Below are 17,248 nucleotides of genomic sequence, written 5' to 3' on the forward strand. Positions count from 1 at the left end.
TAACTAAAAAGAGAGTTCATCATTTATGAACATGATGAATTAACATCTAGGCAGAGCATTAACCTACCCTGCAAGTTAATTACGCCATAAAAAATGGGAATAACAACTGTTATTCCCATTTTCAGTTCTATTAACACTTAAACATCGATTGAATAACCAGTACCAGTGCAATCGATAAATACTGAACATTGGCCGGTATTTGAACGCCTACATTGATGAAATACCAGTGCATTTCCCCCTCGACTTTGCACCTGAGCTTTCAAAGACTTTATCAGCACTTCATCACTGGGGATCGGTTTGATATCTTGCTGGCTTAAAGGTGCATCATGACAATACGTGGCTGATACATTACCAACATTTGTATATTCACGATTAAATACAAACTGCTGACTATACACCTCCACTTTACTTGCTCTCACCTTTCGTTCGCCAATTTCTAAAACGTTGGTATTAAACCGAAGCGAAGAGCAGCCCAAAACAACAACCGACAACATTAGTAGTATCAATACACTATTTAATTTTCGCATTATTCCTATATCCTTATAACTGCATATTTAATTGAACCCAATTAAATATGCATCATTCCCTTATACAGCTTTTTTTAACGCTTTTTGTTTAACAAAATACTCGCGGGTTAAGCCAAAGACCACAGGGCTCAGTAGCATAAGCGCGACAAGGTTTGGTAACGCCATCATGGCATTTAAGGTATCAGCTAATAACCAAATAAACTCTAATGAGCTAATCGCACCAATAGGCACCACTAAGGTGAAGATTAAACGAAATGGTTTTACGGCTTTATCGCCGAATAGATATTGAACACATTTTTCACTGTAAAAGCTCCAGCCTAAAATCGTGGTAAAGGCAAAAATAGCTAAGGCTATTGCCACAATATAATTACCCAAAGGTAAAGCATGGGAAAAAGCATAAGAAGTTAACGCCGCACCATTTTCACCGGATGTCCAAGCGCCAGAGACAATAATGGCTAAACCGGTAATCGAACACACTATGATGGTATCAATAAACGTACCTAACATAGCCACTAGCCCTTGCTTTACCGGGTTATTGGTTTTCGCGGCAGCGTGGGCAATAGGCGCACTACCTAAACCCGCTTCATTTGAAAACACACCGCGGGCCACACCAAAGCGAATTGCCGCCCAAACAGCTGCTCCAGCAAAACCACCTTGAGCGGCCACTGGATTAAATGCACTGTGAATAATTAATTCAAATGCTGCAGGGATCTGATCAATATACACCACTATAACCGCTAAACCCGCAGTAATATAAAATACCGTCATTAGCGGCACTAACTTACCCGCAACTTCCGCAATTCGTTTAATACCGCCCATTAATACGGCACCCACGAGAACCATAAGTACTAAGCCTGTGACCCAGCTAGGCACATTAAAATTACTGCTTAATGCATCGGCAACAGAGTTAGATTGCACGGTATTACCAATACCAAATCCAGCAAACATACCAAAAAAAGCAAAAGCCGTTCCTAGCCAGGCCCACTTTTGTCCTAAACCATTTTTGATGTAGTACATTGGTCCGCCGACATGATCACCGTTGGAATCTGTTTCACGGAATTTCACAGCCAATACGGCTTCGGCAAATTTAGTCGCCATACCAACTAATGCAGTACACCACATCCAAAATAATGCGCCCGGTCCACCAATAACAATTGCGGTTGCCACGCCAGCAATATTACCTGTTCCTATGGTCGCTGAAAGCGAGGTCATTAGGGCGTTAAAAGGACTCACATCACCTTTTTCGCTCTCATCAGTGACAGTTCGGCCCGACCACAACAATTTAAATCCTGTCCCCAATTTCAAAATTGGCATGAGCTTCAAACCAATCGACAGGAACAAGCCTACCCCTAAAATCATTACCAGCATGGGGATTCCCCACACAATGCCATTAATTGTACTTACAAAACTGGTGACCGCTTCCATTCAAAAAACCTCATGATTAGCTAAGTTATTATCTTTATAGTTATTTATGCTTTATCTATGCTGTTAACAAATCGAATCTAAGGCCGTATTTGCAGCAATTTTTTAGAGTACCCTGATTAACGTATTTTTTGCAACAATCCGCCATTCAAAATTGCATTAACCAAACCGTTTACCGCTAATTTATTAACTTATTAAGGTCAGGGTAACTTTTCTAATATCACTTTTAATGTGTCTAAGCCTTGCTGTAAATCAGCACCTATCATGGCTTCAAAATCCATAAATAAGAACATCAAATTCATCGGGTAATCCATGTGACCACTAAAACCCCATCGAACTTCTGTCTGATTATCACCCACGGCAGCCGTGGTCATATAGGCAGGTTCGGTTGCTTGAAATGGTGATAAAAAACGCAATTCAAAATCAATACGTTGCCCCGCTGTAATCGCCTTAATCTCCTGCTCGCCAACACCTACATCTGGATTATCACTCGCCCAAGCACTCACAAAGCCGACCGTTGCGTCAGTACCTCGATAGGTTTTTTGCATATCGGGATCCATCGACGCCCACTTACTAAAGTTATCTTGATTTTTAAGGTATTTTACATAATCAAAAACCTCAGTAACTGGCTGATTAATAACGACCACTCTTTCGACTTGATAATCTTTTTTGATAAATAACGCGGTAACAAACGGAATAGCCACAATAATGGCCAATACAAAGATAAATTTTTTCAACATGCTCATGCTCTCTTTTATATGGCAAATAACGGTATGAGTATACTCAGCAACATATCGTTAACAACAAATAACTAATATGTATGTGAGGGAATTACTCAGAAATATAAATTTGCACACTCGTTTGAGCTGTTAACTGGGACGCGGCCATTTTTTCTAAACAGTCACGACACACGCATTGTTGTTTGTTAAGTGAAACTTGAGGGTGTTGATGCAAATATTGTTTAATTAAATCGACGGCAGAAAACCCCGTATTCATGCACCAACAGGTTGCAATACTTTGACCATTAGCCATGGAGCATTGATTATTTTGCTGGCAGATGGGACAACAATTTTCAGACAATACAAACACTCCATAACGGCGTGCAAAAACGTAAACGCCCTAGAAATAAAACTTATTATTTTAGGGCGTGTTGAAGATCTAATTTAATTTCCGTTGGTTATTTTTTAGGGAAGTTAGCTGATGAGTCGTGACCTAAAACCTGACCAGCAATCGTTTTACCATAATAGCCATCATGCTGATGATATTGCTTTTGAGTGTCAGTAACCTGACCTTTAAAGCGCGGATCTTGTGGGCGCTCTTGCGAGTTAATATATGACGAAACATCCCAGGCTTGTTGGGGAGTAAGCTGTACACTCTTACCTAACGGCATATTTTCATAGATAAAATCTGCGGCGGTGCCTACGCGATGCATACCCGCCCCCCAGTTGTAACTTTGCGGTCCCCATAACGGTGGTAAAGCGGCAATGCCAGCAATCATTTGCCCTTGGCCATCGTCACCATGACAAGATTGGCAATGCGCCTGATAAACCTTTGCGCCGCGCTCTGGTGAATAAGCTTGTTCAGCTTTAGGCACTGCAGGGTAACCACGACCGGGTAATTGCGCTAAAGCATTTTGATCCATTTTACTTGAGATGGCCTCAGGTAAAATAAAGTCATCACGCTTTGCCCCTTTAACTAATTCACTGTCGCTTAACTCAGGTACAGGACCTGCCACATTATGTTGCAGCATTAAACCAGACATTCCCAGCCAATATGAATAAGCAGACAATGCCACTAACTCTTTACTGCCCGATTCTGGTGCTTTGCCATTCATAGAATAAGTAAAACAGCCTTGTAAGCGCTCTTCAAAGCTATTCACTTTGTCATTTTTTTTGCGATAGGCTGGATAAGCAAAATATGCCCCCCACAAAGGTGATGCATTAGCCTTGTTACCAGCATTTAAGTGGCAATTAACACAATTTAGCTCATTACCCACATGTTTATCGCGCAACTGCTGAGTGTTAACGAATAATTGATAACCCAAACGTACCTTATCGCCAAATTCACCAGCGGGAATATCAGCTAAGGCCGCTGACTGTAAATATAGGTGCTCGGCTTGCTTTTGCACTGAAGGTAAAGCTTGTTGACGGTCTGGCAACTCACCTGCTAAAGCATTGGTATTTAAACCGATTAGTACCATTGCACCTAAGATATTTTTTACTTGAAAATTCATAGTGTATCCTTACTTAAGTGAGGCAAAATACTGCGCAAGTTGATCTATTTCTACTGCGGTTAATTTGTTGGCAACATTAGCCATCATATTATCGGCATCACCTTTACGCGTTCCTTTCTGCCACGCTTCAAGCTGGATTTTAAGGTAACTCGCTTGCTGTCCCGCTAAACGAGGAAATAGTTCGGCACCAACGGCTGATGGTCCATGACATGAAAAACACGCAGGCAGATCGCGCGACCAATCTCCTTGGTAAGCGAGTTTCTCTGCCGGGTTTTCTATCACAACTTTATCGCCACGATAATGCAAGCCAACCTCTACAACAGGTTGAGAAGCAAAATAGTCAGCTGCTATTTTTATATTGTCACCTTGAAGCATCATCGCCATCGGCTGCATCAAAGGGTTTTGGCGGTTCCCTGACTGGAACAACTTAACTTGTGCTGCCATATAAGCGGAAGATAACCCCGCTAGTTTTGGCCCTGCGCCCTCTAGCCCCTGCCCTTGAGCACCATGACAACTCACGCATACCTGCGCAGCAGCAGGCACGGTTTGTTGTAGCTCTTTTGGCGATGCATCGGGAACAGATGCACTCACTTGGATGCTAAGCACACTGCTAACAAAGGTTGCAGCGATTATGGTTTTATTCATTGTCATGCCTCTAAGAAGTCCATATCCAAATTGATTGTACCAACTATAGATGATTATTTAGACCATGAATACACAGTATTTTAATGCTGTTTTAAGGTTTAACACAAAAAGAAAAGCCTCTGTCATCAATCGACAGAGGCTTAAAGAGCGAATCTATTTTGCTTGCTCACTTATTTAGGGCGAACGCCTAATGTATGGCAAATTGCATAGGTTAATTCTGCACGGTTTAAGGTATAAAAGTGGAAGTCTTTCACACCTTCACGTGCCAATACCTTCACCATGTCAATTGCCACGTTAGCCCCCACCAATTGACGGGTACCAGGATCATCATCTAATCCTTCAAATTGACGATGTAACCATGCGGGAATGGCCACGTTGGTCATGCCAGCAAAACGCTTAGTTTGCTTGAAATTGGTGACGGGTAAAATACCCGGTACGATTTCAACATCGATACCGGCAGTGACACAACGATCGCGGAAACGTAAGTAAGATTCAACATCATAAAAAAACTGGGTAATGGCACGATTAGCACCCGCATCAATTTTTTTCTTTAAATGAATTAAATCAGCCTGAGCATTACGCGCATCGGGATGCACTTCTGGATAGGCCGCGACTGAAATATCAAAGTCGGCAACTGAGCGTAATAAACGCACTAAATCATTAGCAAAGCGGGTTGGTTTTGGGCTGCCATCAGGCAAATCACCGCGTAAAGCCACAATATCTTTAATGCCTGAGTTCCAATAATGCTTTGCTAGCTCGACTAACTCTTCATCACTGGCATCCACTAACGTTAGGTGCGGCGCAGCAACTAAGTCTGTTTCTTTTTGAATACGTTCAATCACACCATGGGTGCGATCACGAACACCTGAGTTAGCACCATAAGTGACTGAAACAAACTTAGGGTTTAATGGCTCTAAGCGACGAATAGAGTTCCATAAAATCTTTTCCATTTCAGGCGTTGAAGGTGGAAAAAACTCAAATGACACATTGATATCACTTAGCTCAGATAAGCTCTGATTTAACGACTGTGAATGCTGGGCGTGATGAAAAGCCATTTTTTATTTCCTTCAACTGCTTCGATACCAATATCGATGGATTTAATGCTTAATGAATTTAATGGACGTTTAGACGTCTATATGTCTACATAGTAATTTAACTGACCATGATGTCAAGAATAAATGTGCAGAGATTGACTTGTTGTATGATGAAAATTGATCAATGTGAAGATGAAAAAAAAGCAAGACTCGTAAAAGCCTTGCTTTATCTGTCTTTAGTGACAGCGATTACCTAGATAACAGCGCAATTACTCCTGCAATAAATCACGGCAAATATGCACTAAATCAGATTGAACCGCTGCAGCAGTCACTTCACGCCCAGCGCCTGGACCACGAATAATTAATGGATTGCCCTGATAAAATGCACTGCGAATAACAAACACGTTATCCCCTGGGGTTAAGTTGGCATAAGGGTGGTTTCTATCCACCCATTGTATACCCACCTCGGCTTTGAGCTTGCCGCCAACTTTATCTAACGATGCAACATAACGCAGCACTTTGTTCTGCTCTGCTGCTGCCACATATTGCTGTAATAGCTCTGCATCCAGCTCATCAATTCGTGCTAAAAAGTCTGCTAAGGTCAACTCAGCTAAGGCATCAGGCACTAATGAGTTCAAGGCAATATCCTCTAACTCGATGGCAAGCCCTATTTCACGAGCCAAAATAAGCAGTTTTCGTTGCATATCTCGGCCGGATAAATCATCGCGAGGATCGGGTTCAGTAATCCCTAAGCCTTTTGCTTCCAACACCAATTCAGAAAATGACTTTTTACCGTCATAATTTTCAAACAACCAACATAAGGTTCCAGAGAAAATACCACCAACCGCTTCAATGGTATCCCCACTATTTCGTAGGTCGTTCAACGCATGTTGGATAGGTAAGCCTGCGCCACAACTGGCATTGTAACGCCAAAATAAACGTCGATTACACAGCTGCTGCTTTAGCTCGCGATAAAAAGGTAATGGCCCAGAGCCCGCTAATTTGTTAGCGCTAACCACATGAATACCACGGGCGAATAACTCAGGATATTGCAAGGTTAAAGTGGCACTGGCGCTGATATCTAAAGCCACCACTTCATCACAAGACAGCTGCTCTAACTCGGCAAATAGTGAATCATATGTCCACTCACTAGCATGCTGTTCATACTGTTGTTTCCAGTTATCTAAATCGACACTCTGATCAGCAATGAATGCTTTTTGCGAACTGACTAAGCCGACCAACTCCACTGTAGCTTCTAAATCTTGATTCAAACCAAGACGGGCACGTTTGAATAAATCTATCCAGGCTTCACCAATATTGCCGACACCTAGCAATAATACGCCAATGCGCATTCTTGGGCCGGCACAACGGCGATGTACCTTTTGTGTCAGTAAACTTACCTGACCTTGAGGTACCAGAGTCACTAAACTTAGGCCATCTTGATAAACAGGCTTTGCATCACGACTTAATAAACGGGCAAAACTTTTGCGGTACAGCTCGGCATCGGCACTAACTAAAGCAACTAAACCCAAATCAGTTTGCACTTGTAACTCTTCAATACCTAATTCTAAGGTTTGTCTTGATAACAACGCCTGAACTTGCTTTTGACTTTCAAGGGTAAACGCCAATTCATATTTATGCTGCGCCAGAGACCAATAAGCTAACGGCGATAAGCCAGCTTGACCTAACAACGCCAACAAGGGTTCCACATCTGCTGTCGCTTTAAAGCTAAATAGCACCACCTCATTCAAACTGGTCACCACAGGCGCGCTGGCCGAAGAACTTTGCGGCGCAATTAAAGTAAAATCAGTGTGCGAGGCATAACTAGAGCGTACCGCTAAACTCACTTCGGTATTAAATAAAGGCTGTAATGTCCGCGAGTGCAACACAGGCGAACCTAACTTAGCAAGCCGATCTGCTTCTGCCAATGACATGCTTTTTAATAACTTGGCATCGTTAATTTTGTTCGGATCTGCGTTAAAAACCCCTTCAACGTCAGTCCAAATAGTGACCCGGCCAATATCTGCCAAGCTGGCTATCAAGCTCGCGCTGAAATCTGAACCATTACGCCCTAATAATAACGTTTCACCTTGGCTATTTGCGCAAATAAATCCGGTGATCACTAGCCGTTCATTAGGATGTGCCGCAAGCAAAGCCTGTACTTTGGCGCGAGATTCATCAACTCGAATAATCGGCACTGCGCCTTCATCGGCGACAAGAATAGAGCAGGCATCAACATGCGATGATGCCACTCCCGATTCACGCAATAATGCCGCCATTAATCGTGCTGACCAACGCTCACCAAAACTCACCACATGACTGATTTGATATTCGTTGCGCTCTTCTAATGATAATAAGCTAATTAATTGTGATTTATCTGTCGACAAACGCTCACGTAAATCGCGAGCCTGTTCATTCGACAGTAACTGCTCAATCAAGGTTTGCTGGTAGCTAATCAGCACTTGCAATTCTTCTTGCCATAACTGGCCGGTATCTCGCAAATTCAACAGCTTATACAAAAAGTTGGTACTTTTGCCTGCGGCTGAAACAACAATTAAATCATCGCTATGACCATGGGTAAGTAAAATGTGGGCTACTCGACGATAACAATCTGCATCTGCAAGACTTGAACCACCAAATTTATGTAAATGACCACGCGCCATGTATTACTCCTTAAACGCCAACTACAGCGCTGCTACGGCAGCTAATGCGGCTTCAATGTCAGCCGCTAAATCTTCACCATCTTCAATACCAACAGATAGTCTCAATAATGTATCTTTAACGCCAGCCTCAAAGCGAGCCTGTGCATCCATTGCTCTATGGGTCATTGTGGCAGGAACGGCGACTAAACTTTCCACTCCGCCTAAACTTTCAGCAACACTGAATAGCGTTAGGGCATCGAGAAATGCCACTACTGCGGCTTCTCCGCCCTTAAGCTCAAAACTTAACATGGCACCAAAACCCTGCTGTTGCTTGGCTGCAATGTCGTGACCTGGATGATCTTTTAATCCCGGATAATACACTTTTTCAACCACATTGCTTTGCGTTAGCACATCAACAATGCGCTTGGCATTGGCTTGATGTTCACGAATACGCACTGCTAAAGTACGAATGCCGCGTAACGTTAAGTAACTGTCGAATGCTGACCCTGTTAACCCCAAGGTATTTGACCACCAATGCAGTAACTCACCGATTTCTGGGTCTTTAGCAACCACAGCACCGCCCACCACATCACTGTGACCATTAATATATTTGGTCGTAGAATGGATAACGATATCAGCCCCTAAATTTAAAGGCTGCTGTAAAATAGGTGATAAAAAGGTGTTATCCACGGTAACCAAGGCGCCAACTTCTTTTGCTGCTGTGGCAATGGCTGCAATATCGACCACACGCAATAATGGATTCGACGGCGTTTCTAACCAGACCATTTTAGGTTTTTTGGCAATGGCTTCAGCTAACGCTGCTGCGTTAGTTTGATCAACAACAGCCAATTTAAACTGCCCTTTCTTGGCCAAATTAGTAAATAATCGGTAACTACCACCGTAGCAATCATGTGGCACAACCAATAAATCATCTGGCCCGAGTAAATTGGTCACTAGGGTAATTGCAGCCATGCCGGTACAAGTTATCACGCCGGTAGCCCCTTGCTCTAACTTGGCTAAGGCTTCACCTAGAATGCAACGTGTTGGATTGCCTGAACGACTGTAATCAAACTCACGCGGATTTTTATGGCCATCAAAAGAATAATTGGTCGATAAATAAATTGGAGGGACAACTGCGCCATATTGTGTGTCACTTTCAATACCCTGACGAACTGCGACAGTGGCATTGCTATGTTGTTTACAAGACTTGGTCATGATTAATTCCTAACATTACGAACACACAAAGAGATGTCTAGATGGCTAAATTTACCTAACTGAAGCGCTCAGGTCAACAGAAATAGACGTTTAGACGTCTAAACATAAAGAAATCTATTTGCAATGTGCACTAAAACACAGCAATAATTTGACTAGAAACTTTAAGGGTTTAAAATCTGCACCGAATTTAAAGTAAAGGGTGAGTTAATGACTGAGTGGAATGGCGACTATATTAGCCCATATGCCGAGCACGGCAAGAAGAATGAACAAGTAAAAAAAATCACAGTATCAATTCCGTTAAAAGTATTGAAAGTACTGACAGATGAGCGTACTCGCCGTCAGGTAAATAATTTACGTCACGCGACAAATAGTGAATTACTGTGTGAAGCTTTTTTACATGCTTATACGGGCCAACCTTTGCCTGATGATCATGACTTATCAAAAGATGAGCCAGACAGTATCCCACGTGAAGCGAAAGCATTGATGGACCAAATGGGTATTGAATGGGAAGACTTAGAGTAATTAATCACTTTTAAGTCATTTCACACCCGCTATTCATTCCATCAAGATGAATATCCTGCTTTGTCAGGGTAGTTATCTTGGTGGAATTTTGTTTTAGACACTATCAAATTCTTGATAACCATCAACAGAAAATGTTTGTGTTAAAAATGCGCGTAAAATAAGAGCCATAGCAATGCCATTTATCGACCCCACCACCTTAATACTTGCCTCACTGATTATCTTTTGCGGCGCGTTAACCCAAAGCTTAATCGGTTTTGGTTTAGCCGTAGTCGCCAGTCCTTTACTGTATATTGTCGACCCACAACTAGTGCCAGTGCCAGTGATTGTAATGGGGTTTGCGATTTCACTGATGACCTTATTCAGAGAACGTAGCCACCTAGAATTTAATGGGCTGCAATATGCGTTACTAGGAAGAATTCCAGGCGGTTTTTTAGGCGCAAGCTTATTATTGCTTGCCCCTCAACCCATATTAGGTCTTGCTATTGCTGGCATTGTATTTACCGCAGTGTTACTGAGTATTTTTAAATTATCCGCACCAGTGAATCGGATAACCTTATTTATTGCGGGTATTGTTTCAGGTATTTTTGGCAATATTGCCGCTATAGGTGGGCCGCCAATGGCCATTTTATTAGCTGGAAAAGACGCTAGCCAATTTAGGGCAGCACTATCAGCCTTTTTTATCTTTAGCTCTATGATTGCTTTAGCAATTTTAGCCATTGTAGGCTTAGTTGAAGTGAAGCACATTTGGCTTTCTTTAATGCTACTACCATCAGTATTAGCAGGATATATGATTGCCGGACGCATTGTCGGTAAAGTAGATAAGGACAAAACCCGTAAAGCCACCCTAATATTGTGCACCCTAAGCGCACTAATATTAACGGTAAAGTCTTTGAATCAAATATAACCCCCATCACACTGGCTTACCTTAGCTGATCCCATCCGCTGCCAGCAGCCAAAAATTCTGCTTTTATATACTGTCCCTTATAATGATGTGCTGAAATTGAAAATTAAATTGCACTTAAATCGTCATTTGGACGTACGTAAACATAAAGCTGATGACGACTTTACCCACCAATAAACATAGTCAAAATGTGCAAGTTTGATTATTCATTGCTAAAATTTATCAACATTTAACATTTTATGAAGATAAATCAGCAATATAAATTGCATTGTATTTTTAATGTTAACAATGATAGTTTGATTCTTAACTATAAAAAATAAATCTAGAATTTCATCTAAAATCGGATGTGAAGGTGGTTAAACAATGTTTCAAAACTTCAGTTTATTGACACAAAACAAATTATCATCTGAGCTGCTTTTATCTTCGGTATTTATCAATATCCTTTCTCTAGCACTTCCCTTTACCATGTTGCAAATTTATGACCGCATATTGCCCAATGAAGCCTATGGTACTGCGGTAGTTTTAGTGGTCGGTGTTGGTATAGCAATTTTACTTGAACTGCTGCTGCGTTATGCTCGTAGTTGGTTATTGGCAAGTTCTGCCGCCAATTACGAATTAACCACGATTTCTAAGCTGGTCGACAGCCTAATGAAAGCCGATTATCACCATATGGAATCTTTGGGCTCTGGCGCAATAGCGCAAGGATTAAAAGGCGTCGGAGAAATGCGCGAGGTGTATTCGGGTCAAGCGGCTGTTGCTATGATGGACTTGCCATTTGTGATGATATTTTTAGGTTTAGTGGCTTACATTGGCGGCCCTTTGGTTTTTATCCCCATTTTAGTATGGTTAATTGCTGGGGTAAGAGTGTGGCAAATTGGCCAAAAGCTCTCAAATACAACTAGTAAATTAAATATCAGTGAGAATGAGCGTACTCAGTTACTTATGTTGGTGCTGTCTGGCTTAACAACCGCAAAATCGATGGCGCTAGAGTCACGTGTAACTTATGCCTATAAAAAAGTTAACCATCAACGTTTAGCTCAACAAAACGAGATTGATTGGCTATCTTCTAAACTTCAAGAGGTGATTCAAGGAGCTGCGCAGCTCACCACTTTGGCGCTAGTCCTTATAGGATGTTTAGAAGTGCTTAATGGTAATCTCACCACAGGTGGACTTGCCGCTTGCTCAATTTTAGCAGGTCGCGCCGTTGCACCACTTAGCGCGATTGGGAGTTTAAGGGCTAAAATAATTAATGCTCAACATGCAATGTTAGAGGTCAATGCATTGATTGACGCACCTCAAGAGTCATTTAATGCAAGCCAGATGTACCAGCAAAAACTGCCTATAGGCCCAATTCGCTTTGAGCATGTCAGCGCAAAACAGACTGGAGCAAAACTCAGCGATATCAATATTGAAATCCCTTCCGGCAGTATAGTTAACGTGACCTCAAACCCACTGACTCATGCCAGCTTAATGCTCAGTAGTATTGGCGCGTTTCATCAAGTTAATCAGGGCCAAATTACCATAGCTGGTATTGCGCTAAACGATCATGTTGGTTTTGAGTTTCGACAATCCATTAGTTATGTTCCCCCCTGGGCAACATTATTATCGGGTTCTATTTTGGAAAACATGACCCTATTTCGCCATGAACGAGAAGCCTATGCGATGGAATTAGCCGATAAGTTAGGTTTGTCAGCAACCATCGCCCAGCTACCGGCCGGGTACCAAACATTAGTAGCCAACAATAATAGTCAAATGCTTAACAAAGGAGCCATCAAACTGATCTCCTTAGTCAGAGCGTTATCCCAATCACCTTCTATTTTATTACTTGATGAACCCATGGTGTCACTGGATGCTGACTCACAGAACCGTTTGCTAGCACTTTTACTGCAATATCGAGGTGAAATGACAATTATTATCGCTTCCTATTTTGATGAAATTGCACAATTGAGTGATTTTTGTATTGATATATCTCAACATGGGCACGCAACCCTAGTGAACAAACCGGGGGCAAACTAATGACAACACCAGAACAAACCTTGTGTCCCAAATCACTGTTAATCAGACTATTTATTCAATTAGGATTGAATGGACAAGCAAAAAACATCGAAAAAAGTGATATAAAAAATCAGATTACCTATTTAGAAACTTATATATTACTTAAAAAGCACCATGTAGGTTTAATGGTGCAAGCCATAGATAAACATCAGCTGATTAATACAATCCATCCATTTTTGCTGCTGCCAGAACAGGGAGAACCAATAATTGCACGACGTAGCAATCATCAATTTCAATATTTAGATGTTCAGAATCAATGGCAAATGCTGCCTGCTTTGCCTCATGATGGCCGTGTTTTTATCATTGAAAGCTTGCCATCTGTCAGTAATAAAGTCAGTGCATTTGCGGCACATTTAAAAAAACAAACCAAATGGTATCAGCCTGTATTTTGGTTAAGCTTACTTTCTAGCTTAACAGGATTGGCAATTCCGCTATTTACTATGGCCGTTTATGACAGGGTTATTGGTGGGCAGACCCCCGAGATTTTACCCACTATAGCCCTAGGAGCCTTGATGGCTTTGATTATTCTAGTATCTAGCCGGCTTATAAGAGCCAATATTGTCGCGACTAGCAGTAACCGATTTGCTCGTGACTTGTCAGGTATGACGTTTAATCGATTATTGAGTATGCCATTAATGGTCCTTTCTCGGGTTGGTCTATCCAGTCATTTAGCCAGAATACGTAACGCAGAGAAGGTTCGCAGTGTAATTGCAGGACCAGGCGGTGCTGGATTAATTGATCTTCCTTTTACAATAATTGCTTTTGTTGCGATTCTTCTCTTGGCGGGCTCGTTAGTGCTAGTCCCTATTGGAATGCTGATTTTGTTTTATTTAATCATGAAAGCGATGAATAAATTTACTCAGGCAGCGACACCGACCATCAGCAATGAATACCAGAATAGTCTAAATGAACTTGCAAAAAACCTGTTACAACTTAAAGCTTCAGGCGAAACCGATGGCTGGCATACCCAGTTTTTAAGGCGAGCAAACGAAAACTGTCGACAAAACTTTTTGTATGCCAAACGCAATGGACTAAATGCAGCAGTAGCCCATGCGATGGGGCTTTTCACTGCTTTGATTACCGTGTTCACCGGTATCTTCTTAGTGCTTAATCAAAGTATTTCTTCCGGTGCGCTTATAGCCTGCACCATGTTAATTTGGCGTATTACGGGTCCTGCGCAATTAGCTTTTGCATCCAAACAAAAACTGGACATGATAAAAAGCACGGTACAACAATTTGACCGTTTTATGGAGGTCACCACCGAATTTAATGAACTCAGATTAGATTCGCCAAATTTAGAAAAAGCACCGTCATTGTCACTCAAACATCTCACCTTACGCTATAGTGCAGAGACTGAGCCGGCACTTTCAGGGATTACATTTGATATAGAATCGGGCGAAACGGTTGCCATTATTGGCCCCAACGGATGTGGAAAAACCACCTTATTATTATCCGCTATTGGCGTTATTGATGCTCAAGCGGGCTACGTGACTATTAATAATAAAAACCTCAAGCAATTTGACCCTGAAATATTCCGTCAATGGGCAGCATTTAGTCCCACAAACAGTGAGTTTTTACCCGGTTCATTGGCGTACAATTTACGCCTAGCCAAACCTGATGCTAGTGATGAACAACTTAAACAGGCATTAATTGATGCGGGTGGAGAAGCCTTATTATCAGCGTTAGATAATGATCTAAATGCCAATTTATTTAGCCGCGGCACCAGTATGTTCTCGGCGGTAGAGGGGGGTTATATCAGTCTTGCGCGTGCACTACTTAAACAGTCGCCGCTATTAGTAATGGACGAACCTATCGCCAACCGTAACCCTCACGCTAAAACAGCCTTCATCAACACGCTGACCAAATTGAAAGGGAGCACCACCATTTTGTTCACAACCCATGATCAGGAATTGATCCAATATGCAGATAAAGTGGTCATTTTAGATAAAGGAAGTGTGGTTTATGCTGGTCCCATTCCAAGTAATAACCCAGAAATCAGTAAAGATTCAGCTTCAACATTGGAGACACAATAATGAATGATCGCCAACTTACTCATCGTTCTTGGCCTGAACACGAGTTTACTGAAGCCGTTGAAGCCCCTGCTGAAAAACGCATCATTAAGCGGATCACCTTTTTTATCACGGGTGCCATTTTTGTCATGTTAATTTGGTCAATTTTTACCAATATTGAAGAAATTGCCAAAGCCAAAGGACAAGTTGTCCCGCTAGGGCATAGGCAGGTTATACAAAGTCAAAGCGGCGGCACGTTAGCCAGTATTATAGTGGCTGAGGGTGATGTGGTAAAAAAAGGCGATGTGATAGCCAACTTTATCGCAATTGATAGCCAAGCCGCTGCCGAAGAGCTTGTCAGTAAACAGGCAAACCTTGAGCTCAGAATTGAGCGTTATAATGCATTTATGGATGAAAGAGAACCTAACTTTGATCAATATAGCCAAACTCATCCCGAATTAGCTCAACAACACGTTAAAACATTACAAAGAATGAATGATGAAAAACAGGCTATTATCTCATTATCCTTGTCTGAAATTGCTAAATCAGAAGCTGAATTAGAGGGGCTAAAGCAAGAAATGCCGCCATTAAAAGATCAAATTCTATCCGCAGAAAAAACCCTCAATATGATGCGTTCAGTAAAAGAGGAGCAAGCGGTGTCAAAACTCACCATGCTAGAGTCACAACAAAAGCTTGATTCGTATTTGCGCGAGCTGAAAAGCATGGAAGGTAAAGAACAAGTTCTGGCTCGAAATGTGGAAAATTTACAAAGTCAGTTAAATCAAAAACAAGCAACCTTACTAAAAGAAGTCGGTGAAAAACGTACTGATACACAAGCTGAATTACTCGGCGTCATAGCTCGCCTTAAATCAACGGACTCGCAAGTGCAGCAAACAACCGTCACCTCGCCTGTCGATGGCATCATTCAATCAATACCTAATACCTCATCTGGTAGCGTGATCCAGCCTGGTGGCACTGTTGCAGTGATTGTTCCCACCACGCCGACTGCATTACTTGAAGCAAAACTGTCTCCTCGGGATATAGGGTTTGTTACTGTTGGACAAAAAGCCCGAATTAAAATCGACGCCTTTGATTACAGTCGATATGGTGCAATTGATGGCATTGTAAAACGCATCTCACCCAGTACAGATGCTGATGAGAAAGGTGGCGTGTTCTACAAAGTACAAATTGCCATTGAAAAACCCTACTTTGGTAATACTCCTGGAAAACTTGATTTACTACCCGGTATGACAGGCGAAGCCAATATTGTTACTGGTGATAAAACGGTATTCCAATATATGTGGAAACCCGTATTTACTAATATTACAGATGCATTTGGTGAGCGTTAAGGAGTGAAGTCATGACTAAAAAAAAACCATCTACGCCACCAACGACCTCAGCGAGCGAGTTAGAACAAAAACTAAAACAACAATCAATAACCGCGGCTAAGAAAATCGACAAGGATGTTGAGAGATTAAAAGCGAAAGAACTAAGGGATGCGGCGGTAATACAAGGAACCAATCAAGATTTAGTAGCGGATAAATCATGGGGACAAAATATCGCCGCTTCAGATGTTCTTTCTCAAGATGAAAGGGAAAGCACAGCGGAAAGCAGTAATAATGTCAAAACGGAAACGGCTGATTTTCTGGTAAATTCATCTAACGACACACAAGTACAGCTAAAGACACCCGCTCCTTCTGCAGGAGATATCGCAATCCAGCCTATAGAAGCACCACAACAATCAAAAATGGTTGTGGAAACAGGCTCCACCGAAACAACGGGCATTGAACATAACTATCTGCATACTGCCACTAACCAGCCATCACCAACACTGCCCACACTAGCTCAAGCCTTAAACATTACCAGCAACATTATTCAACCTCCAGCTTTTGTCATATCGCACCAGTTAATAACGCCCCCAGAGCCTTATGTTGGAGCGCCACAACCTAATACATTACAAACTGGCACTGGCACTGGCACTGGCACTGGCACTGGCACTGGCACTGGCACTGGCACTGGCACTGGCACTGGCACTGGCACTGG

Annotated in this window: 15 protein-coding genes; 6 read left to right on the plus strand and 9 right to left on the minus strand. The window is 42.1% G+C overall.

Annotated elements, in window-relative coordinates:
- Positions 1 to 137 precede the first annotated feature (137 nt).
- The 9 genes from ORI98_RS11190 to metB form a co-directional block, all read right to left on the minus strand.
- A complete protein-coding gene (locus tag ORI98_RS11190) occupies positions 138 to 527 on the minus strand; it encodes a hypothetical protein (protein ID WP_306135263.1) in 390 nt (129 codons plus the stop codon).
- A gap of 60 nt (positions 528 to 587) precedes the next feature.
- Entirely contained in the window at positions 588 to 1,952 is a 1,365-nt protein-coding gene (locus tag ORI98_RS11195; protein ID WP_306135264.1) for a sodium:alanine symporter family protein, read from the minus strand.
- 197 nt (positions 1,953 to 2,149) lie between these two features.
- Positions 2,150 to 2,689: an SRPBCC family protein gene (locus tag ORI98_RS11200; protein ID WP_306135265.1), complete on the minus strand. Its 540-nt coding sequence runs from the start codon at positions 2,687 to 2,689 to the stop codon at positions 2,150 to 2,152.
- A 91-nt stretch (positions 2,690 to 2,780) separates the two neighbouring features.
- Positions 2,781 to 3,038 (minus strand): cysteine-rich CWC family protein, encoded by a 258-nt coding sequence (locus tag ORI98_RS18155; protein WP_371931155.1) that lies wholly within the window; start codon positions 3,036 to 3,038, stop codon positions 2,781 to 2,783.
- A gap of 88 nt (positions 3,039 to 3,126) precedes the next feature.
- Complete coding sequence (locus ORI98_RS11205) at positions 3,127 to 4,182, minus strand: c-type cytochrome (RefSeq protein ID WP_371931156.1); 1,056 nt, start codon at positions 4,180 to 4,182, stop codon at positions 3,127 to 3,129.
- A 9-nt stretch (positions 4,183 to 4,191) separates the two neighbouring features.
- Entirely contained in the window at positions 4,192 to 4,833 is a 642-nt protein-coding gene (locus tag ORI98_RS11210) for a cytochrome c (protein ID WP_371931157.1), read from the minus strand.
- A gap of 164 nt (positions 4,834 to 4,997) precedes the next feature.
- The gene (gene metF / locus ORI98_RS11215) at positions 4,998 to 5,882 is read right to left on the minus strand and encodes a methylenetetrahydrofolate reductase (RefSeq protein WP_261298869.1); all 885 of its coding nucleotides are present in this window, start codon (positions 5,880 to 5,882) and stop codon (positions 4,998 to 5,000) included.
- Positions 5,883 to 6,130: 248 nt separating this feature from the next.
- On the minus strand, positions 6,131 to 8,524 hold the full coding sequence (locus ORI98_RS11220; protein ID WP_306135267.1) for a bifunctional aspartate kinase/homoserine dehydrogenase II: 2,394 nt from the start codon (positions 8,522 to 8,524) through the stop codon (positions 6,131 to 6,133).
- A gap of 21 nt (positions 8,525 to 8,545) precedes the next feature.
- Positions 8,546 to 9,718 carry a cystathionine gamma-synthase gene (gene metB, locus ORI98_RS11225; RefSeq protein WP_306135268.1) on the minus strand — a complete coding sequence of 391 codons (1,173 nt, stop codon included), beginning with the start codon at positions 9,716 to 9,718 and terminating at the stop codon, positions 8,546 to 8,548.
- A gap of 207 nt (positions 9,719 to 9,925) precedes the next feature.
- Here metB and metJ point away from each other — a divergent pair, with 207 nt between their 5' ends.
- From metJ to ORI98_RS11255, 6 genes are all read left to right on the plus strand, one after another.
- Positions 9,926 to 10,240, plus strand: coding sequence for a met regulon transcriptional regulator MetJ (gene metJ, locus ORI98_RS11230; protein ID WP_188840950.1), 315 nt, complete (start codon positions 9,926 to 9,928; stop codon positions 10,238 to 10,240).
- Positions 10,241 to 10,412: 172 nt separating this feature from the next.
- On the plus strand, positions 10,413 to 11,144 hold the full coding sequence (locus tag ORI98_RS11235; RefSeq protein WP_306135269.1) for a sulfite exporter TauE/SafE family protein: 732 nt from the start codon (positions 10,413 to 10,415) through the stop codon (positions 11,142 to 11,144).
- Positions 11,145 to 11,504: 360 nt separating this feature from the next.
- On the plus strand, positions 11,505 to 13,157 hold the full coding sequence (locus ORI98_RS11240; protein ID WP_306135270.1) for an ABC transporter transmembrane domain-containing protein: 1,653 nt from the start codon (positions 11,505 to 11,507) through the stop codon (positions 13,155 to 13,157).
- Positions 13,157 to 15,229 carry a peptidase domain-containing ABC transporter gene (locus ORI98_RS11245; RefSeq protein ID WP_306135271.1) on the plus strand — a complete coding sequence of 691 codons (2,073 nt, stop codon included), beginning with the start codon at positions 13,157 to 13,159 and terminating at the stop codon, positions 15,227 to 15,229. The genes ORI98_RS11240 and ORI98_RS11245 overlap by 1 nt, the downstream gene beginning before the upstream one ends.
- Entirely contained in the window at positions 15,229 to 16,554 is a 1,326-nt protein-coding gene (locus tag ORI98_RS11250) for an HlyD family type I secretion periplasmic adaptor subunit (RefSeq protein ID WP_261298875.1), read from the plus strand. The genes ORI98_RS11245 and ORI98_RS11250 overlap by 1 nt, the downstream gene beginning before the upstream one ends.
- A gap of 11 nt (positions 16,555 to 16,565) precedes the next feature.
- Positions 16,566 to 17,248, plus strand: a 683-nt coding sequence (locus tag ORI98_RS11255) for a hypothetical protein (protein WP_306135272.1), incomplete at its 3' end; no start/stop codon positions are given.

Source organism: Shewanella sp. ULN5 (assembly GCF_030731885.1).
GTDB classification, from domain to species: domain Bacteria; phylum Pseudomonadota; class Gammaproteobacteria; order Enterobacterales; family Shewanellaceae; genus Shewanella; species Shewanella holmiensis.